Below are 18,731 nucleotides of genomic sequence, written 5' to 3'. Positions count from 1 at the left end.
GGTTGATAGGCCGGATCTGGAAGCACGGTAACGTGTGGAGGTGACCGGTACTAATAGGCCGAGGGCTTGTCCTCAGTTGCTCGCGTCCACTGTGTAAGTTCTGAGACAACGAACAGTTGTCGGCTTTGAGCTGAACTCACAATTGAAGAGTGTGCTTGTTCGCTCGAAACCATTAGGGTTTCGGTGGCCATAGCGTGAGGGAAACGCCCGGTTACATTTCGAACCCGGAAGCTAAGCCTTACAGCGCCGATGGTACTGCAGGGGGGACCCTGTGGGAGAGTAGGACGCCGCCGAACAATCTTTGGAGGACCCCTGGTCACCAGCGTTCAGCTGGGACCAGGGGTCCTTTTTTGTTTTGCACCACACAGTCTGGAGCGCGCCGGGTACCCGGCTGCGCGAGAATGTTTTGCGGTACCGAAGACAGGAGTCACCGATGTCCACCAACTCTCCCGACGAGCGTCCGGAGCGCGATCAGCGCCGCCGGGACAGTGGTGACCGCGGTGACCGTGGTGGCTACCGAGGCGGCCCGCGCCGGCCCAACGACCGTGGAGACCGCCCGGGTTACCCCCGCCGTGACGACGACCGGGGCGGCTACGGCCGCCGCGATGACCGCCGTGGCGATGACCGCCGGGGCGGCGAGCGCAACGACCGGGGCGACCGCGGCGATCGCAGGGACGACCGTGGTGGCTTCCGTCGTCATGACGACCGGCCGACCTTCCGCCGTGATGACCGGCGTGATGACCGTCGTGACGACCGACGTGACGATCGTCGGGATGACCGGCGTGAGGGTGACCGTGGTGGCTTCGGTGGCCGTCGTGACGACCGTGACCGTGGTTTCCGCCGTGACGGTGACCGCCCCGCCTACCGCCGTGACGACCGTCGCGATGAGCGCCGCGACGGCGACCGCCGCGACGACCGGCGCGACAGCGACCGCGGTGACCGTGGCGGCTTCCGCCGTGACGGCGATCGCCCCGCCTTCCGCCGTGACGACGACCGTGGTTACGGGCGCCGGGACGACCGTGGCGGCCACGGCCGCCGTGACGAGCGCTCGGACCGTCCCGACCGTGGCGGCTTCCGTCGCAGTGACGACCGGCCGGCTTTCCGCCGTGATGACCGTCGTGACGACCGGCGTGACGATCGCCGGGATGACCGGCGTGAAGGTGACCGTGGTGGTTACGGTGGTGGCTTCGGTGGCCGTCGTGACGACCGTGACCGTGGTTTCCGCCGTGACGGTGACCGCCCCGCCTACCGCCGTGACGACCGTCGCGATGAGCGCCGCGACAGCGACCGCCGCGACGACCGGCGCGACAGCGACCGCGGTGACCGCGGTGACCGTGGCGGCTTCCGCCGTGACGGTGACCGCCCCGCCTTCCGCCGTGACGACCGTCGTGACGACCACCGGGGCGAGCGCGACCGTGGTGACCGTCCCGCCTACCGGCGCGACGACCGGCGCGACGACCGGCGCGACGACCGGCGCGACGACCGTGGAAGCCGTGGCCCCCGCCGCGACGACCGCGGTGGCCGCCCCGGTGGGTTCGGTGGGCCCGGTGGGTACCGGGGCCGTGACGACCGGCGGGACGACCGCAGGGACGACCGCCGTGGCGGTGGCCGCTTCCGCGACGAGCGGGACCGTGACCGTGACCGGGAGCCCGTCAAGCGGCTGCCGATCCCGGAGGAGGTCACCGGCGAGGAGATCGACAAGGACGTACGGCAGGAGTTGCAGAGCCTGCCCAAGACGCTCGCCGAGGACGTCGCCAGGAATCTGGTGATGGTCGCCCGGCTCATCGACGAGGACCCCGAGGGCGCCTACGGCTACTCCAGGGTGGCCCTGCGGCTGGCGTCCCGTGTCGCCGCCGTACGCGAGGCCGCCGGGTTCGCCGCGTACGCGTGCCAGAAGTACAGCGAGGCGCTCGCGGAGTTCCGCGCCGCCCGGCGGATGACCGGCAACACCGAGCTGTGGCCCGTCATGGCCGACTGCGAGCGCGGACTCGGGCGCCCGGAGAAGGCGCTGGACATGGCCGGTGCGCCGGAGGTGCACAAGCTCGACAAGGCCGGTCAGGTCGAGATGCGGCTCGTCGCGGCCGGCGCCCGGCGGGACATGGGGCAGCTGGACGCGGCCATCGTGACCCTGCAGAGCCCCGAGCTGGCGTCCAGCTCCGTCCAGCCGTGGACCGCGCGGCTGCGGTACGCCTACGCCGACGCGCTGCTCGCCGTCGGCCGCGAGGCCGAGGCGCGCGAGTGGTTCGCCAAGGCCGTCGAGGCCGACCGGGACGGCAGCACCGACGCCTCGGACCGGCTGGCCGAGCTGGACGGTGTCGAGTTCACCGACGCGCTCGACGAGAACGGCGAGCGTGGCGAGAACGCTGAGAGCGCGACCGTCGCCGTGACGCCGGAGGACAGCGAGCGTGGCGCGGACGCGGACGCCGACAAGGACGACGAGCATCCCGCCGAGCACCCTGTCGACCACTCCGACGAGGGTCCCGACGAGGACTGACGTCGGCTGTGACAGAGGGCGGGCCCCGATCGCATCGCGACCGGGGCCCGCCCTTCCGCGTCGTGCTCCTACGGTTCCAGCGCGCGCAGGACCAGTCCCGACGCCGGTTTCGGGCCGAACGAGGTCGACTTGCGGGGCATCGTGACGCCCTGGCGGGCCAGGTCGCGGACGACCTCCTCGCGGACCGGGTGCAGCAGGACGGCCGTGCCGCCGTCGCGCTCGGCCTTGGCCACGGTGGCGGCCGTGTCGTGGATGTAGGCGATGCGCGCCGGGTCGTCCTCGGGGATGTGCCAGACGTGGTCGAGGAGGGTGGCGTGCAGGACCGTCGCGTCCAGGGTGCGCCAGGCGGCCGGGCGGTCGGCGGGGATCGTACGGGCCAGGAGGGCGGGTTCGGGGCGGTCCACGAGGTGGAAGGCGCCGTCGCCGGCGAGCAGGAAGGCGTTGCCCGCGCAGGCGGCGTCCGCGAGGATCTCCAGCGCCTTGGGCAGCGGCATGTCGAGGCGCCGTACGCGGAACAGGCCGTCGAGCGCGGCACGGGCCTCCGCGACCGGCAGGCCGTGCAGCAGGCGGTGGATGGCCCGCACCCGCAGGGGATAGCGGGCGGTGTCGACCAGGAGCACCAGGCCGTAGTCCCAGGGGCTGGGGGAGGGGTGCTCGGCGCGCAGCCGCCGGTAGGTGGCCCAGCGGTGGTGGCCGTCCGCGATCAGCGCCTGGTGCCCGGCCAGGTCGGCGCGGATGCCGGCCAGTTCGGCGGGGTCGGTGACGGCCCACAGGCGGTGGCTGAAACCGTCCTCCGTGGTGGTGGACAGCAGCGGCGGCTGTTCGGCGGTGCGTTCGATGACCACGTTGGTGGCGGCGGTCGCGCCGTTGCCGCGGTAGGTCAGCAGCAGCGGTTCGAGGTTGGCGCTGGTCGCCCGCATCAGGGCGGCGCGGTCGGCGACGACGTGGGGCATCACGTCCTCGTGCGGCAGCACCACGCCCTCGGCGGGGTCCGAGACGCGCAGGGTGCCGATCAGCCCGCGCTGGAGCATGCCGTCGCCGTCGCGCTGCTCATAGACGTACAGGCCCGGTTCGGGGTCGGCGGCCAGGATGCCCTCGGCCAGCCAGTGGCGCAGGGTGTCGGCGGCCTGTTCGTTGCGGGCGGCGGGCGTGCCGGCCTGGGGCAGGATCAGCCGGACGATGTTGTGCGGGTCGGCGGACTGGAGGTGGTGCAGGCCGTCGGGGCGTACGACGACGTCGTACGGCGGGGATGTCACGGCGGCCAGACTGCCGACCCGGTCGGGGTCGTAGCGCAGACCTCGGAACGGCGTGAGGTCGAGGCCGCGGCGGGGTGTTGCCGACGAGTGACCTGCTGTGTTCATCCCGGCATCGTACGTGTGCGGGCGGCATGGGGGATGATCGGGGGAAAGCCGGAACGACGAGGAGAGATGCCAAATGAGCCAGGGCGTCAGGACGAGGCCCGAGGGCAGTGGGCAGGCCCTGAGCGAGGCGTACGACACGGCCCTGCTCGACCTGGACGGAGTGGTGTACGCGGGCGGCGCGGCGATCGCGCACGCGGTCGACTCGCTGGCCGCCGCCCGGTCCGGCGGGATGCACCTGGCGTATGTCACCAACAACGCGCTGCGCACCCCCGACGCGGTGGCCGGGCACCTGACCGAGCTGGGGATACGGGCGCGGGCGTCCGATGTCGTCACCTCGGCGCAGGCGGCGGCCCGGCTGATCGCTGATCAGGTGCCGCAGGGGGCGCGGGTGCTGGTGATCGGCGGCGAGGGGCTGCGGGTGGCGCTGCGCGAGCGCGGGCTCGAACCGGTCGACTCGGCCGACGACGACCCGGCGGCGGTGGCGCAGGGCTACGGCGGGCCGGACCTGCCCTGGGGGCGGTTCGCGGAGGCGTGCTACGCCATCCACCGCGGGGTGCCGTGGTTCGCGTCCAACACGGACCTGACGATCCCGAGCGGGCGCGGGATCGCGCCGGGCAACGGCGCGGCGGTGGAGGTCGTGCGGATCGCCACGGGCGCGGAGCCGCAGGTGGCGGGCAAGCCGCTGCCGCCGATGCACCGGGAGACGATCCTGCGCACCGGCGCCGAGCGGCCGCTGGTGGTCGGGGACCGGCTGGACACGGACATCGAGGGCGCGTTCAACGGCGGGGTGGACTCGCTGCTGGTGCTGACCGGGGTGACCGACGGGCCGGGGCTGCTGGCCGCGCCGCCGCAGCACCGGCCGACGTACGTCGACGCCGATCTGCGGGGGCTGCTGACCGGGCAGCCGGAGATCGCCCAGGAGGGTGACGGGTTCCGGTGCGGCGGGTGGACGGCTTCGGCGGGCGCGGACCGGCTGGAGCTGACCGGCGAGGGGGAGCCGCTGGACGGGCTGCGCGCGCTGTGCGCGGCTGCGTGGACGGCGGGCGGCGAGGACGCGTGCGCGCTGGACGGGGAGAAGGCGCTGGCCCGGCTGGAGCTGTGAGCCGGGGAGGGCGCTGAGCCGGGGAGGGCGCGGCTGCCGGGCGGCGGCACCGGCTTCGGTACGAGCTGCCGGTACTGCCTGCCCGGTACCGGCCGTCGATACGAGCTGTCGGTGCGGGCCTGTCGAGGCGTACAGGAGGTTAGGTTAACCTAACCGGGTGTTGACCGACAGTCCCCCAGAACAGCGCGCGGCGATGGCCGCGGCGCCCCCGGCCCGCCGCGGGCTGCGAGCCGCCGGGCTCGTCCTGTCCGCCGCGATCCTGGTGCTGGTCGCCCTGGCGAGTATCGCGGTCGGGGCGAAGGAGCTGTCCTTGGCCCAGGTCTGGCACGGCCTGTTCCAGGACTCGGGGACGTACGGGGACGTCGTGGTCGGCGAGCGGCTCTCGCGGACCGTCCTCGGACTGCTGGCCGGGGCCGCGCTCGGTCTCGCCGGAGCGGTGCTGCAGGCGCTGACCCGTAATCCGCTGGCCGACCCGGGGGTGCTCGGCATCAACGCGGGCGCGTCGGCCGCGGTGGTCACCGCGATGACGTATCTCGGTGTGACCAGCCTGAGCGGTTACGTCTGGTTCGCCTTCCTCGGCGCGGCCGCGGTGGGCGCGCTGGTGTGGTTCCTCGGCGGCAGCCGCGGCGCCACCCCCGTGCGGCTGGCGCTGGCCGGCACCGCGATCAGCGCGGCGCTGTACGGCTATCTCCAGGCCGTCATGATCACGGACGACGCGGCGCTGGGGAAGATGCGGTTCTGGACGGTGGGCTCGCTGGCCTCCGCGACGAACGCGACCATCGTGCAGGTGCTGCCGTTCTGCCTGGCCGGGACCGTGCTCGCGCTGCTGCTGGCCCGGCCGCTGAACGCCATGGCGATGGGCGACGACACCGCCCGCGCGCTGGGCGCCCACCTCAACCGGACCCGGGCGCTGGCCATGCTCGCGGCCACCGTGCTGTGCGGGGCCGCGACCGCCGCCTGCGGGCCGATCGTCTTCGTCGGGCTGATGGTCCCGCACGTCGTGCGCTCCTTCACCGGTCCCGACCTGCGCTGGATCCTGCCGTACGCCACGGTCCTGTCGCCCGTGCTGCTGCTCGGCGCCGACGTGATCGGGCGGATCGCCGCCCGGCCCGCCGAGGTCCAGGTCGGCGTGGTCACCGCGCTGATCGGCGCCCCGGTGTTCATCCTGCTCGTACGGCGGCGGAGGACGGCGCAGCTGTGAAGACCACCTCTGTGAAGACCACCTCCGCCGTGCGGGCCGCTTCCGCGGAGAAGGCCGTCGCCGCGACCGCCGCGCGCACCACCCGGGCCGTCCGCGGCCCCGGCGGGCTGTCGCTGCGCCTGGACGTCCGGGCCCTCGCCGTCGTCGTCGTGCTGCTGCTGGCCGCGCTCGCCGCGAGCGTCGTGCTGATCGGCACCGGCGACTTCCCGATCTCCGCTTCCGACGTGCTCAGGACGCTCGTCGGGCGGGGCAGCCGGGGCCAGGAGTACATCGTCCGCGAGCTGCGGCTGCCGCGCGTCCTGGTCGGGCTGCTGGTCGGCGCCTGCCTGGGGCTGGGCGGCGCGCTGTTCCAGTCCGTCTCCCGCAATCCGTTGGGCAGCCCGGACGTGCTCGGCCTCTCGCAGGGTGCCACCTCCGGGGCGCTGGTCGTGATCGTCCTGCTGTCGGGCGGCGCCGGCGCGGTCACCCTCGGCGCGCTCGCGGGCGGCCTGCTGACCGGGCTCGCCATCTACCTCCTGGCCTGGAAGCAGGGTGTGCACGGCTACCGGCTGGTGCTGGTCGGCATCGGCGTCAACGCGGTGGCCACCGCCGTCAACGGCTATCTGATCACCAAGGCCGACTTCGTCGACGCGGCCCGCGCGGTGGTGTGGATGACGGGCTCGCTCGACGGCCGGGACTGGACGCAGGTGTGGCCGCTGCTCGTCCTGTGCGCCGTGCTCCTGCCGGTCGTCCTCACTCAGGCGCGCGGGCTGCGGATGCTGGAGATGGGCGACGACGTGTCCTACGCGCTGGGTGTGCGCGTGGAGCGGGTACGGGTGCTGCTGATGGGCTCCGCCGTGCTCCTCACCGCCGCCGCGACCGCCGCCGCGGGACCGGTCGCCTTCGTGGCCCTGACCGCGCCCCAGCTCGCCCGGCGCCTGACCCGCTCACCCGGCCCCAACCTCGTGCCCTCCCTGTGCATGGGCGCCGCCCTGCTGGTCACCGCCGACTGGGCCTCCCAGCGCGCCTTCGGCGCCGACCAGCTGCCCGTGGGCGTGGTCACCGGCGTGCTCGGCGGCGCCTACCTGCTGTGGCTGCTGGTCACCGAGCGCCGCAAGGGCCGTATATGACCGGCTCGAACGCCCGCAGCATCCCCCTGAACGACCCGAGGAGCACCGTGAGCCGCCTGTCCGCCGAGAACGTCACCCTCGCCTACGACCAGCGGGTCATCGCCGAGCAGCTGTCGGTGGAGATACCCGACAACTCCTTCACGGTGATCGTCGGCCCCAACGCGTGCGGCAAGTCCACACTGCTGCGGGCGCTGTCCCGGATGCTCAAGCCCAGCCACGGCCGGGTGCTGCTCGACGGGCAGGTCATCCAGTCGATGCCCGCCAAGCAGGTCGCCCGGACGCTGGGGCTGCTGCCCCAGTCCTCGACCGCGCCGGACGGCATCACCGTCGGGGATCTGGTGGGCCGCGGCCGCTACCCGCACCAGGGGATCCTGCGCCAGTGGTCGGCCGAGGACGAGCGGGTCGTACAGGAGTCCATGGAGCAGACCGGCGTCACCCAGCTCGCCGAGCGCTACGTCGACGAGCTGTCGGGCGGCCAGCGCCAGCGGGTGTGGATCGCCATGGCCCTCGCCCAGCAGACGCCGCTGCTGCTGCTGGACGAGCCGACCACGTACCTGGACATCCAGCACCAGATCGACGTCCTGGACCTGTGCGCCGAGCTGCACGAGGAGCAGGGGCGCACCCTGGTCGCGGTGCTGCACGACCTCAACCACGCCGCCCGCTACGCCACCCACCTGATCGCCCTGCGCGACGGCCGGGTCATCGCGCAGGGCGCGCCGAAGGACATCGTCACCGCCGAGCTGGTCGAGCAGGTCTTCGGGCTGCGCTGCCAGGTCATCGACGACCCGGAGACCGGGACCCCGCTGGTGGTGCCTGCGGCGCGCACGGCCCGTGCACGGGTGGCGGCGCCGTGAGCAGCGCGAGGACGCCCAGGGGCGTCACAGGAGCTTTCTGAGCCGGAACAGGTCCCGCAGGCCCGCCTCCAGCTTCACCCGGCCCGAGCCCCAGGCCGTGGCGAAGTTCAGCCCGCCGCCGACCAGCGCGACCAGATCGTCGCCGGTCATGGCGAGCCGGATCTGCGCCTTGTCGGGCGGCGGCCCGGGGACGGTGTCCCGCACGTCGATCCGGCCGCCGGTGAGCCGGCCGGTGAAGGTGACGTCGAGATCCGTGATGTGACAGCTGACCGAGCGGTCCAGGGCGGTCGCGTCGCGCACGTCCCCCTCCGCGTTCGCCATGCTGTCCGAGAGCTTCTCCAGTGCGATACGGCACTCTTCGATCGTGGCCATCGCGACCGACGGTACCCCAGCGCTTCGCGGTAGCGTCTGGGCATGAACGACTCTGTGCCCGGGACGCCGGCCGGGGCGGAGGCGGCGCCGCGGGCCGGGGCCGCCGCGGAAGCCGCCCGCGAGCCCGGTGCGCCCGCCCCCCTCGGCGTCCCCCGCGCCCCCACCGGCGACGCCGCGGCCGACGCCGCCCTGGAGCGGCTCGGCGACGTGGACCACCTCGCCACCGAGGGTCATCTGGAGGTGTACGAGGATGTACACGGGCGGCTGCGCGACGCGCTCACCGCACTCGACGCCCGCCCGGGACCTCCGGTCCCGCCATCGCCGTACCACCGAACCGGGAGCTGAACCGAACGTGGCAGGAGTCGCACGCCGCCGTCTGGACGCGGAGCTGGTCCGCCGGAAGCTGGCGCGCTCGCGCGAGCACGCCAGCCAGCTGATCGCCGCCGGGCGGGTCACCGTCGGCAAGACCGTCGCGACCAAGCCCGCCACCCAGGTGGAGACCGCCGCCGCCATCGTGGTCACGGCCGACGACGGCGACCCCGACTACGTCTCCCGGGGCGGCCACAAGCTGGCCGGCGCGCTGGCGGCCTTCGTGCCGCAGGGGCTCGTCGTCCGGGGGCGGCGGGCGCTGGACGCCGGCGCGTCCACCGGCGGCTTCACCGACGTGCTGCTGCGGGCGGGCGCCGCGCACGTCGTCGCCGTCGACGTCGGCTACGGCCAGCTCGCCTGGTCGCTCCAGCAGGACGCACGCGTCACCGTCAAGGACCGTACGAACGTACGCGAGTTGACGCTGGAGGCGATCGACGGCGAACCTGTGGACCTCGTCGTCGGGGACCTGTCCTTCATCCCGCTCGGACTGGTGCTGCCCGCCCTGGCGCGGTGCGCCGGGCCGGACGCCGATCTGGTGATGATGGTCAAGCCGCAGTTCGAGGTGGGGAAGGAGCGGCTGGGCAGCGGGGGTGTCGTACGGAGTCCGCAGCTGCGGGCCGAGGCCGTGCGGGACGTGGCCGGCCGGGCCTGGGGGCTGGGCCTCGGAGTGCGGGGCGTCACCGCCAGCCCGCTGCCCGGGCCGTCCGGGAACGTCGAGTACTTCTTGTGGCTGCGTGCCGGGGCGCCCGCCCTGGACCCGGCCGATGTCGATCGTGCAGTGGCGGAGGGGCCGCGTTGACGAAGAGCCATGCTCGTACCGTTTTCCTGCTGGCGCACACCGGACGGCCGGCCGCCGTCCGCAGTGCCGAGCTGGTGGTCAAGGGACTGCTGCGCTCCGGGATCGGGGTGCGTGTGCTGGAGGCGGAGGCGCGTGACCTGCCGCTGCCGGCCGAGGTGCAGCTGGTGGGGGAGGCCACCCCGCGGTGCCTGGACGGGTGCGAGCTGCTGATCGTGCTCGGCGGTGACGGCACGCTGCTGCGCGGCGCGGAGTTCGCCCGCGCCTCCGGGGTGCCGATGCTCGGGGTGAACCTCGGGCGGGTCGGCTTCCTCGCCGAGGCCGAGCGGGACGACCTGGACAAGGTCGTCGACCGGGTGGTCTCCCGCGCCTACGAGGTCGAGGAGCGGATGACCGTCGACGTGGTCGTGCACCGCAACGGCGACATCGTGCACACCGACTGGGCGCTGAACGAGGCGGCCGTGCAGAAGGTGTCCGCCGAGCGGATGCTGGAGGTCGTCCTGGAGATCGACGGGCGGCCGGTGACCGGGTTCGGCTGCGACGGGATCGTGTGCGCCACGCCCACCGGCTCGACCGCGTACGCGTTCTCCGCCGGCGGGCCCGTGGTGTGGCCGGAGGTCGAGGCGCTGCTGATGGTGCCGATCAGCGCGCACGCGCTGTTCGCCAAGCCGCTGGTCACCTCGCCGGACTCGGTGCTGGCCGTGGAGGTGCTGCCGCACGTGCCGCCGGGGGTGCTGTGGTGCGACGGGCGGCGCACGGTCGAGCTGCCGCCGGGCGCCCGCGTGGAGGTGCGCCGGGGTGCCGTCCCGGTGCGGCTGGCCCGGCTGCACCACGCGTCGTTCACCGACCGCCTGGTGGCGAAGTTCGCCCTGCCGGTCTCGGGGTGGCGGGGGGCGCCGCACTAGCCTCCGCAGCAGCATCCGCAACAGCCTCCCCAGCGGTGAACGAGCGGTGCCGGTGGCGGTCACGGGCCGTGGTGGCCCCGGTCGGGTGGGGCGGCGTCGGACAACGCGAGCAAAACCTCGTATGGTCGGGGTCGTGTTGGAGGAGATGCGGATACGGTCGCTCGGAGTGATCGACGACGCGGTCGTCGAGCTGTCGCCCGGCTTCACCGCGGTCACGGGTGAGACGGGCGCGGGCAAGACCATGGTGGTCACCAGCCTGGGACTGCTGCTGGGCGGACGCGCGGACCCGGCGCTCGTGCGGATCGGGGCCGGCAAGGCGGTCGTGGAGGGACGGATCGCCGTGCCCCCGGGCGCCGCGGCGGTCCTGCGGGCCGAGGAGGCCGGCGCCGAGCTGGACGACGGGGCGCTGCTGATCAGCCGTACCGTCTCCGCCGAGGGACGCTCGCGGGCGCACCTGGGCGGCCGGAGCGTGCCCGTGGGGCTGCTCGCCGAACTCGCCGACGACCTGGTGGCCGTGCACGGCCAGACCGACCAGCAGGGCCTGCTGAAGCTGTCCCGGCAGCGGCAGGCGCTGGACCGGTACGCCGGTGACGCCGTCGCCGTGCCGCTGGCCAAGTACGCCGGGGCCTACCGGCGGCTGCGGGCGGTCGCCGGCGAGCTGGAGGAGATCACCACCCGCGCGCGGGAGCGGGCACAGGAGGCCGGCATGCTCCGCTTCGGCCTGGACGAGATCGCCGCCGTCGAGCCGCGCCCGGGCGAGGACGCGGAACTGGCCGAGGAGGCGGAGCGGCTCGGGCACGCCGAGGCCCTGGCCTCCGCCGCGACGGCCGCGCACGGCGCTCTCGCGGGCGACCCGGAGGACCCCGAGGGCATCGACGCGGCCACTCTGGTCGCGGGCGCCCAGCGGGCCCTGGAGGCCGTCCGCGCGCACGACCCCGCGCTGGCCGCGCTCGCCGACCGGATCGGTGAGATCGGCATCCTGCTCGCCGACGTGGCCGGGGAACTGGCCGGGTACGCCGGTGACCTGGACGCCGATCCGCTGCGGCTGGCCGCCGTGGAGGAGCGGCGGGCCGCGCTGACCGCGCTGACCCGCAAGTACGGCGAGTACGACAAGGGCGTCGACGCGGTGCTCGCCTGGGCCGAGCGCGGCGCCGCCCGGCTGACCGAACTGGACGGCGACGACTCGCGCGTCGACGGGCTGACCGCCGAGCGGGACGCGCTCCGCGCCGAGCTGGGCGGCCTCGCCCAGGCGCTCACCGACGCGCGCGCCGAGGCCGCCGAACGGTTCGCCGCCGCCGTCACCGCCGAGCTGGCCTCCCTCGCCATGCCGCACGCGCGGGTCTCCTTCGACCTGCGGCAGACCGAGGACCCGGACGGCGTCGAGGTCGGCGGCCGCACGGTCGCCTGTGGCCCGTCCGGCGCCGACGAGGTCGAGCTGCTGCTCGCCCCGCACCCGGGCGCCCCGGCCCGGCCGATCGCCAAGGGCGCCTCGGGCGGGGAGCTGTCGCGCGTGATGCTGGCCGTGGAGGTCGTCTTCGCGGGCACGGACCCGGTGCCGACCTATCTCTTCGACGAGGTCGACGCGGGCGTCGGCGGCAAGGCGGCCGTGGAGATCGGGCGGCGGCTGGCGAAGCTGGCCCGTTCGGCGCAGGTCGTCGTCGTCACGCATCTGCCGCAGGTGGCCGCGTTCGCCGACCGGCAGCTGCTGGTGGAGAAGACGAACGACGGGTCGGTGACCCGCTCGGGCGTGAAGGTGCTGGAGGGCGAGGACCGGGTCAGGGAGCTGTCCCGGATGCTGGCCGGCCAGGAGGACTCCGAGACGGCCCGCGCGCACGCCGAGGAACTCCTCGCCACCGCGCGGGCGGACCTGTAGGACGCGGGGCTGCTCTGCTAGGACGCGGGGCTGCGTAGGGTGGCGGGATGATCTTCCGCCGTGCCGTCCCCTTCGCCCTGGCCGCCGGGCTCACCCGGGCCGGGACCGCCGTCCTGCGCGCGAGTGCGCCCGGCGGGCGGGCGCGCTGGGAGCGGGCCAACCACGCGGGCCGGGCCGTCGGGCTGTACGCCGGGCCCGCCACGGCCCTCGCGGTGGCCTTCGCCGCCGGGCGGGTGCGTCCGGTGGCCGGCCTCGCCGTACTGGCCGCCGGGGCGTGCGGCGCGTACGACGACATCGCCGGGGCCGGTGACCCGCGCCGCGGTTTCCGGGCGCACCTGGGGGCGCTGCGCCGCGGGGAGGTCACCAGTGGCGCGGTCAAGCTGTTCGGGATCGGCGGTGCCGGGCTGGTCGCGGGCGCGCTGATTGCGGAGCGGCCGGTGGACAAGGTGCTGGCGGGCGTGGTGATCGCCGGGGCCGCGCACGCCGTCAACCTCGTGGACGTACGCCCCGGCCGGGCCGCCGCCGCGGTGCTCGCGCTCGGCGCGCCCGGGCTGCTGCGGCGCGGGCCGGGCGCGGAACTGGCCGCCGCCGTCACCGGGGCCGCGGCGGCCGTGCTGCCCGCGGACCTGGGGGAGCGCGTGATGATCGGTGACACTGGGGCGCACGCCCTGGGCGCGGGACTCGGTGTGAGCGCCGTGGTGTGCAACGGGCGCATCGCACTGCTCGCGCACGCCCTCCTGGTCGTGGCGGCAGCCGCCCGGAGCGGCACGGTGAGCGAACTGGTGCGCTCCCGCTGAGCCTCTCCACACCGCACTTTCACTCGTGAGGGTGACCCTGGGCCGCCGTGCCGTGCCGTCCCCACGCGCCCGCCGCCCCGAGCGGGCCCGGAACACCCGTACGTACTGGCATGCTGGAGCCGCCCCGTGATCCCCCAAACCCGTGACCACCCCCTACACCGAACCAGGAGCCCGGCCGCGTGAGCCCCGTCAGCAGCCGCGTACCGCACGGCCAGTCGCCGCTGCGCACCGTGCAGGTGCTGGGCGGCGGCAACGCCGGGAGCTGGGAGCGCCCCCTGCTCGAAGAACTCGGGGGACGGCATGTGCGGTCGCTGGCCGCCGGGCTGGTCGCCCGGGGCGTGCGGGTCACGGTGTGCGCCCCCGAGGAGACCGACCGGGTGCACGGCTTCACCGGGGTCGGCGCCGACCACGTACCCGTGCCGCGCAGCAGCGCCCCGGTGTCCGTGGCCGCGCTGCGCACCGCCTGCGCGGACGCCGACCTGGTGCACGCGCACGGCCTGCACGCCTCCTTCCGGGCGGTGCTCGCCCTCAGCGGGCGCCGTACCCCGCTCGTCGTCACCTGGCACGACCACGCCCGCGCCGAAGGACCCCGCGCGCAACTGCTGCGCGTGCTGGAGAAGCGGGTGGCGAAGGCCGCCACCGTGGTGCTCGGCACCACCTCCGTGCTGGTGGACCGGGCCCGCCGCCGGGGTGCCCGGGACGCCCGGCTCGCCGCGGTCACCGTGCCCCGGCCGCGCGCCGGGTACGCGCACCCGGACCGCCCGTCCGCCAAGGTGCGGGCCGAACTGGGCGCCACCGGACGGCCCCTGCTCATCGCCGTCGGCTCCCTGGACGCCCACCGCGGTCACGAACTGCTGCTGGACGCCGCCCGCGCCTGGCGCCCGCTGGACCCGCCGCCGCTGGTCGTGATCGCCGGTGAGGGCCCGCTGCGGGCCGTGTTGCAGCGGCGGATCGAGGACGAGGACCTGCCGGTCCGGCTCCTCGGGCGGCGCGAGGACGCCGGTGAGCTGCTCGCCGCCGCCGACCTCGCCCTGCTGCCCGCCAGCGCCGAGGCGCGCTCCGTGCTCGCCCAGGAGGCCCTGCACGCCCGGGTGCCGCTCGTCGCCGCGCGGACCGCGGCCGTGCCCGAGATCGTGGGCGAGGCGGCCGAACTCGTCCCGCCCGGCGACCCGCGGGCCTTCGCCGCCGCCGTCGCACGGCTGCTCGCCGACCCCGAACGCCGCCGGACGCTGCGCGAACGGGGCACCCGGCAGGCCGCCACCTGGCCCACCGAGGACGAGACCGTCGCCCAAGTGCTCAGCGTCTACGACGAGTTGACCCAGCCGCCGGGCCGCTAGCCGGGACCGGCCCTAGGGGACGTGCCGTTGGGCGCGCAGGGCCAGGCTGAGGGCCAGGACCGTCTGCGGGTCGTCCAGGTCGGTGCCGAGCAACTCGCCGATGCGGGCCAGCCGGTTGTAGAGGGTCTGCCGGTTCAGGTGCAGTTCGCGGGCGGTCTCCGCCTTGCGGCCCGCGTGCGCCAGATACGTCTGGAGGGTCGGCAGCAGCGGTGGCTTCGAGCGCCGGTCGTGGTCGCGCAGCGGGCCGATCGCGCGGTCCACGAAGGCCGCCAGGTCCGGATGGTCGCGCAGCCGCCACAGCAGCAGGTCGATGTCGAGGCGGCGGGCGTCGTACCAGGGCCGCTCCGGCAGCCCCTGCGCGGCGGTCGCCGTCTCGGCCGCGTGCCGCAGCCCGGCCGAGGCCGCGGCCCAGCCGCCCGCCACCCCGACCACCACCACCGGCGGCTGCCCGCCGGGCCGGCGCATCCCCGCCCGCTCCGCGCCGGCCCGCAGCGCGGCCGCGACCCGGTCCGCGGTCGCCGTCCGTTCCGGCTCCGCGCGCAGGCCGACCAGCAGCAGCACCCGGCCCTCCAGCGGCCGCACCCCCAGCAGCGCGGGCACGCCCACCGCGGCCAGTTCCTCGGCGACCGCGCGCGCCAGCACCGCCCAGCCGCCCCCGGGGGCCAGCGCGTCGCCCAGCCGCATCACCACGGGCAGCAGCGGCCCGGCGCCCGGCTTGAAGCCGAGCACCCGGGCCTGCGCGGGGGCGTCCTCGGCGGTGATCCGGCCCTCGGCGAGATCGGTGAGGAAGTCGCCGCGCCCGCGCGCCGCCAGCTCCTCCTCCTGCCGGGCCTGCATCAGCACCACCGCGAGGATCCCGGCCGCCCGCTCGGCGGCCATGCGGTGCACCGGGGCGAGCGGCCCGCGCACGGGCAGCAGCACCAGGCGGGCCCGGACCGCGCCCGCGCCCGGACCGCCGCCGGGCACGTCCACCAGGACCGAGCCGGCCGGGGGCGGCACGTCCTTGTGCGGGCCGCGCAGCCCCTCCCAGACCTGGAGCGCGTCCGTGCCCTGCGGCCCGGCACCGGCCGCGTACAGCAGCCGGCCCTCCGGGGTCTCCAGGAAGACCGGGTTCCCGGCGGCCTCGGCCAGGACGGCGAGCACCTGCGGCACCCCGCCGCCGCCCAGCAGCGCCCCGGTGCAGCGGCGGTGCACCTCCTCGGCACGCTGGAGCAGCGCGTAGTGGCCGTTGACGATCTCCGTGTGGATCTCCTCGGTGACCGTGACGAACGGCACCTCGCGGTGCAGCTGGACCAGCGGGAGACCGGCGGTGCGGGCCGTCTCGACGAGCGCGGCGGGCAGCCGGGCGAAGCGCGGGCCCAGCTCCACGACCAGGGCCGCGATACCGCGCTCGGCCAGGGTGCGCACGAACGCCCGCTGGTCGGCGGGGCGGGTGCCCAGCCCGTAGCCGGTGGTCAGCAGGAGTTCGCCGCCCTTGAGCAGGGAGGCGATGTTGGGGACCTCGCCGGCGTGCACCCAGCGGACGGTGCGGGTCAGCCGGTCCGCGCCGGCGAGGACCTCCGGGAGGCCGCTGCGGAGGCCGGGCAGTTCGAGGGCGCGCCGGACCGTGATGCCGGCGCCCTCGGTGTCGAGTCTGCGGTCCATGAAAGCGGACGCTACCTGGGGAAATGGAGCCGGGACAGTACCGGGTGGGCGGTACCGGCCCGGCGCCGCTCAGCCCCCGTAGGCCCCGCTCGCCGTCAGCCGCAGCGCGGTGTCGATCAGCGGGACGTGGCTGAAGGCCTGCGGGAAGTTGCCCACCTGGCGCTGCAGCCGCGGGTCCCACTCCTCGGCCAGCAGCCCGAGGTCGTTGCGGAGCGAGAGCAGCTTCTCGAACAGCCTGCGGGCCTCGTCCACCCGGCCGATCATCGCCAGGTCGTCGGCCATCCAGAACGAGCAGGCCAGGAAGGCGCCCTCGTCGCCGGGGAGGCCGTCGACGCCCGCGTGGTCGCCGTCGGTGGGGTAGCGCAGGATGAAGCCGTCCGCGGTGGACAGCTCGCGCTGGATGGCCTCGATGGTGCCGATGACCCGCTTGTCGTCCGGCGGCAGGAAGCCCATCTGCGGGATCAGCAGCAGGGAGGCGTCCAGCTCCCGGGAGCCGTAGGACTGGGTGAAGGTGTTGCGTTCCTTGTCGTAGCCCTTCTCGCACACGTCCCGGTGGATCTCGTCGCGCAGTTCCTGCCAGCGCTCCAGCGGGCCGTCGGCCTCCCCGGACTCCAGCAGCTTGATCGTGCGGTCCACCGCGACCCAGGCCATGACCTTGGAGTGCACGAAGTGGCGGCGCGGGCCGCGCACCTCCCAGATGCCCTCGTCCGGCTCCTGCCAGTGCTTCTCCAGGTAGCGGATCAGCTTGAGCTGGAGCAGGGAGGCGTAGTCGTTGCGGGCCAGGCCGGTCATGTGGGCCAGGTGCAGGGCCTCGGTGACCTCGCCGTAGACGTCCAGCTGGAGCTGGTGGGCGGCGCCGTTGCCGACCCGGACCGGGGCGGAGTTCTCGTAGCCGGGCAGCCAGTCCAGCTCTGCCTCGCCGAGTTCGCGCTCGCCGGCGATGCCGTACATGATCTGCAGGTTCTCCGGGTCGCCTGCGACCGCGCGCAGCAGCCACTCGCGCCAGGCGCGGGCCTCCTCGCGGTAGCCGGTGCGCAGCAGCGAGGACAGGGTGATCGCCGCGTCCCGCAGCCAGGTGTAGCGGTAGTCCCAGTTGCGCACGCCCCCGATGTCCTCGGGCAGTGAGGTGGTGGGGGCCGCGACGATGCCGCCGGTGGGGGCGTACGTCAGCGCCTTGAGCGTGATCAGGGAGCGGACCACGGCCTCCCGGTAGGGGCCGTGGTACGTACAGTGCCCCACCCACTCGCGCCAGAAGTCCTCCGTGGCCTCCAGCGACTGCTCCGGCTCCGGCAGCGGTGGCGGCTCCTTGTGCGAGGGCTGCCAGGAGATGGTGAAGGCGATCCGGTCACCGGGCGCGACCGTGAAGTCCGCGTACGTGGTCAGCGACTCGCCGTAGGTCTCCGCGGGTGTGTCGAACCACACGGAGTCCGGGCCCGCCACCGCCACCGTGCGCGACTCGTGGCGGTGCACCCACGGCACGATCCGGCCGTAGGAGAAACGCATGCGCAGCGCGGAGCGCATCGGCACCCGGCCGGTGACGCCCTCGACGATGCGGATCAGCTGCGGGGCGCCGTCGCGCGGGGGCATGAAATCGGTCACGCGGACCGTGCCGCGCGGGGTGTCCCACTCCGATTCCAGGATCAGCGAGTCGCCGCGGTAGCCGCGCCTGGTCGCGGTCGGGGGCTCGGCGTCGGCCGCGTACGCCGGTCCCAGGCGCCAGAAGCCGTGCTCCTCGTTGCCCAGCAGACCGGCGAAGATGGCGTGCGAGTCGAAGCGGGGCAGGCACAGCCAGTCCACTGTGCCGTCCCGGCAGACCAGGGCAGCGGTCTGCATGTCTCCGATGAGTGCGTAGTCTTCGATGCGCCCGGCCACGTGCAACTCCAGTCGAACGGCCACGTCACCCCGTACGGGGCGGTCGCTAGTGCGGTCAAGGGGTCGTTGTAATGCGTCGTCGGGCGGTCCAGCAGACCGCCGGCCGGCCCGGGGGCCGATCGGCAGCCTCTGCCCAACGGACTGACGAGCTCTCGTTGTTCCGGTGCTCACGGGCGGGGTGGTGCCGTGTCGGCCGGCCTGGCTCGGCAGCGAGTGTCCGAGCAGGATACGACGCACGTGAATGATGCGCGTGCCGCTCCGGGCAACCCGTATGCGCCGAACGGGTGAGCACACCGTAAGCAATGTGTGCACGTGACCGCATGTGCGCGGAGCGTGGCCGGAAGCCGTCCCCGTCCGGCGCTGATACCCTGGTAGCCCGTGGACCGGTGGGCTCGAAAACCCCCGAACCGCAGCGACGGCACCTCCGCCGGAGAACCCGGGTTCCCCGCGCCGGACCGCCGTACCGCACGACAATCCGCGACCACGGGAGCCCCCTCTTGGCCATGCCGCCCGCTGCTTTTCGAAACAGCACAGCCACGACGACCAAGCACATCTTCGTCACCGGGGGTGTCGCCTCCTCGCTCGGCAAGGGCCTCACCGCCTCCAGCCTGGGCATGCTGCTCAAGGCCCGCGGCCTGCGCGTCG

The 18,731-nt window shown here is 74.5% G+C and carries 17 protein-coding genes and 2 rRNA genes; 14 read left to right on the top strand and 5 right to left on the bottom strand.

Going from position 1 to position 18,731, the window contains the following annotated elements; genetic code table 11:
- Positions 1–74 (top strand): 23S ribosomal RNA (locus ABZ858_RS36870); the annotation flags it as partial.
- A gap of 105 nt (positions 75–179) precedes the next feature.
- A 5S ribosomal RNA gene (gene rrf / locus ABZ858_RS36865) occupies positions 180–296 on the top strand.
- 131 nt (positions 297–427) lie between these two features.
- Here rrf and ABZ858_RS36860 read toward each other — a convergent pair.
- Positions 428–1,399 (bottom strand): hypothetical protein, encoded by a 972-nt coding sequence (locus tag ABZ858_RS36860; RefSeq protein ID WP_361389295.1) that lies wholly within the window; start codon positions 1,397–1,399, stop codon positions 428–430.
- A 261-nt stretch (positions 1,400–1,660) separates the two neighbouring features.
- On the opposite strand from ABZ858_RS36860, the gene ABZ858_RS36855 reads away from it, so the two are divergent.
- Positions 1,661–2,494: a hypothetical protein gene (locus ABZ858_RS36855; protein ID WP_361389292.1), complete on the top strand. Its 834-nt coding sequence runs from the start codon at positions 1,661–1,663 to the stop codon at positions 2,492–2,494.
- Between the two features lie 68 nt (positions 2,495–2,562).
- Here the strand turns inward: ABZ858_RS36855 and ABZ858_RS36850 are convergent, their stop codons facing one another.
- Positions 2,563–3,855, bottom strand: coding sequence for a DUF1015 domain-containing protein (locus ABZ858_RS36850; protein ID WP_361389283.1), 1,293 nt, complete (start codon positions 3,853–3,855; stop codon positions 2,563–2,565).
- A gap of 73 nt (positions 3,856–3,928) precedes the next feature.
- Between ABZ858_RS36850 and ABZ858_RS36845 the strand changes: the two genes are divergently transcribed.
- The 4 genes from ABZ858_RS36845 (at position 3,929) to ABZ858_RS36830 (ending at position 8,121) form a co-directional block, all read left to right on the top strand.
- Complete coding sequence (locus ABZ858_RS36845; protein ID WP_361389281.1) at positions 3,929–4,957, top strand: HAD hydrolase-like protein; 1,029 nt, start codon at positions 3,929–3,931, stop codon at positions 4,955–4,957.
- Positions 4,958–5,114: 157 nt separating this feature from the next.
- Positions 5,115–6,158, top strand: coding sequence for an iron chelate uptake ABC transporter family permease subunit (locus tag ABZ858_RS36840; RefSeq protein ID WP_361389279.1), 1,044 nt, complete (start codon positions 5,115–5,117; stop codon positions 6,156–6,158).
- 29 nt (positions 6,159–6,187) lie between these two features.
- A complete protein-coding gene (locus ABZ858_RS36835; protein WP_361389290.1) occupies positions 6,188–7,267 on the top strand; it encodes an iron chelate uptake ABC transporter family permease subunit in 1,080 nt (359 codons plus the stop codon).
- Positions 7,264–8,121, top strand: coding sequence for an ABC transporter ATP-binding protein (locus ABZ858_RS36830; protein WP_361389276.1), 858 nt, complete (start codon positions 7,264–7,266; stop codon positions 8,119–8,121). The genes ABZ858_RS36835 and ABZ858_RS36830 overlap by 4 nt, the downstream gene beginning before the upstream one ends.
- Before the next feature lie 24 nt (positions 8,122–8,145).
- Here the strand turns inward: ABZ858_RS36830 and ABZ858_RS36825 are convergent, their stop codons facing one another.
- Entirely contained in the window at positions 8,146–8,493 is a 348-nt protein-coding gene (locus tag ABZ858_RS36825; protein WP_361389273.1) for an SCP2 sterol-binding domain-containing protein, read from the bottom strand.
- A gap of 42 nt (positions 8,494–8,535) precedes the next feature.
- Here ABZ858_RS36825 and ABZ858_RS36820 point away from each other — a divergent pair, with 42 nt between their 5' ends.
- The 6 genes from ABZ858_RS36820 to ABZ858_RS36795 all read left to right on the top strand — a co-directional run bounded on the left by ABZ858_RS36820 (position 8,536) and on the right by ABZ858_RS36795 (position 14,570).
- Entirely contained in the window at positions 8,536–8,838 is a 303-nt protein-coding gene (locus tag ABZ858_RS36820; protein WP_361389270.1) for a hypothetical protein, read from the top strand.
- 7 nt (positions 8,839–8,845) lie between these two features.
- A complete protein-coding gene (locus ABZ858_RS36815) occupies positions 8,846–9,661 on the top strand; it encodes a TlyA family RNA methyltransferase (protein WP_361389267.1) in 816 nt (271 codons plus the stop codon).
- On the top strand, positions 9,658–10,563 hold the full coding sequence (locus tag ABZ858_RS36810) for an NAD kinase (RefSeq protein ID WP_361389264.1): 906 nt from the start codon (positions 9,658–9,660) through the stop codon (positions 10,561–10,563). The genes ABZ858_RS36815 and ABZ858_RS36810 overlap by 4 nt, the downstream gene beginning before the upstream one ends.
- A 121-nt stretch (positions 10,564–10,684) precedes the next feature.
- Entirely contained in the window at positions 10,685–12,436 is a 1,752-nt protein-coding gene (recN, locus tag ABZ858_RS36805) for a DNA repair protein RecN (RefSeq protein ID WP_361389261.1), read from the top strand.
- 47 nt (positions 12,437–12,483) lie between these two features.
- On the top strand, positions 12,484–13,233 hold the full coding sequence (locus ABZ858_RS36800; RefSeq protein WP_361389258.1) for a hypothetical protein: 750 nt from the start codon (positions 12,484–12,486) through the stop codon (positions 13,231–13,233).
- A gap of 179 nt (positions 13,234–13,412) precedes the next feature.
- Positions 13,413–14,570: a glycosyltransferase family 4 protein gene (locus ABZ858_RS36795; protein ID WP_361389255.1), complete on the top strand. Its 1,158-nt coding sequence runs from the start codon at positions 13,413–13,415 to the stop codon at positions 14,568–14,570.
- A 12-nt stretch (positions 14,571–14,582) separates the two neighbouring features.
- Here ABZ858_RS36795 and ABZ858_RS36790 read toward each other — a convergent pair whose 3' ends face one another.
- Together ABZ858_RS36790 and ABZ858_RS36785 are read right to left on the bottom strand one after the other, a co-directional pair.
- The gene (locus ABZ858_RS36790; RefSeq protein WP_361389252.1) at positions 14,583–16,214 is read right to left on the bottom strand and encodes a PucR family transcriptional regulator; all 1,632 of its coding nucleotides are present in this window, start codon (positions 16,212–16,214) and stop codon (positions 14,583–14,585) included.
- Positions 16,215–16,283: 69 nt separating this feature from the next.
- Entirely contained in the window at positions 16,284–18,086 is a 1,803-nt protein-coding gene (locus tag ABZ858_RS36785) for a glycoside hydrolase family 15 protein (RefSeq protein WP_361389287.1), read from the bottom strand.
- A gap of 503 nt (positions 18,087–18,589) precedes the next feature.
- On the opposite strand from ABZ858_RS36785, the gene ABZ858_RS36780 reads away from it, so the two are divergent.
- Positions 18,590–18,731, top strand: a 142-nt coding sequence (locus tag ABZ858_RS36780; protein WP_361389285.1) for a hypothetical protein, incomplete at its 3' end; no start/stop codon positions are given.

This window comes from Streptomyces sp. NPDC047017 (assembly GCF_040644175.1).
Classification (GTDB): Bacteria; Actinomycetota; Actinomycetes; order Streptomycetales; family Streptomycetaceae; genus Streptomyces.
Note: the sequence above shows the minus strand (reverse complement) of the source record. Positions and strands in the feature narration are given on the sequence as shown.

Excerpts from the sequence above, each read along its gene's own strand:
- ABZ858_RS36850 (WP_361389283.1), bottom strand. The coding sequence starts at position 3,855 with ATGAACACAGCAGGTCACTCGTCGGCAACACCCCGCCGCGGCCTCGAC.
- ABZ858_RS36845 (WP_361389281.1), top strand. The coding sequence starts at position 3,929 with ATGAGCCAGGGCGTCAGGACGAGGCCCGAGGGCAGTGGGCAGGCCCTG.
- ABZ858_RS36830 (WP_361389276.1), top strand. The coding sequence starts at position 7,264 with ATGACCGGCTCGAACGCCCGCAGCATCCCCCTGAACGACCCGAGGAGC.
- ABZ858_RS36825 (WP_361389273.1), bottom strand. The coding sequence starts at position 8,493 with ATGGCCACGATCGAAGAGTGCCGTATCGCACTGGAGAAGCTCTCGGAC.
- ABZ858_RS36820 (WP_361389270.1), top strand. The coding sequence starts at position 8,536 with ATGAACGACTCTGTGCCCGGGACGCCGGCCGGGGCGGAGGCGGCGCCG.
- recN (WP_361389261.1), top strand. The coding sequence starts at position 10,685 with ATGGTCGGGGTCGTGTTGGAGGAGATGCGGATACGGTCGCTCGGAGTG.
- ABZ858_RS36800 (WP_361389258.1), top strand. The coding sequence starts at position 12,484 with ATGATCTTCCGCCGTGCCGTCCCCTTCGCCCTGGCCGCCGGGCTCACC.
- ABZ858_RS36790 (WP_361389252.1), bottom strand. The coding sequence starts at position 16,214 with ATGGACCGCAGACTCGACACCGAGGGCGCCGGCATCACGGTCCGGCGC.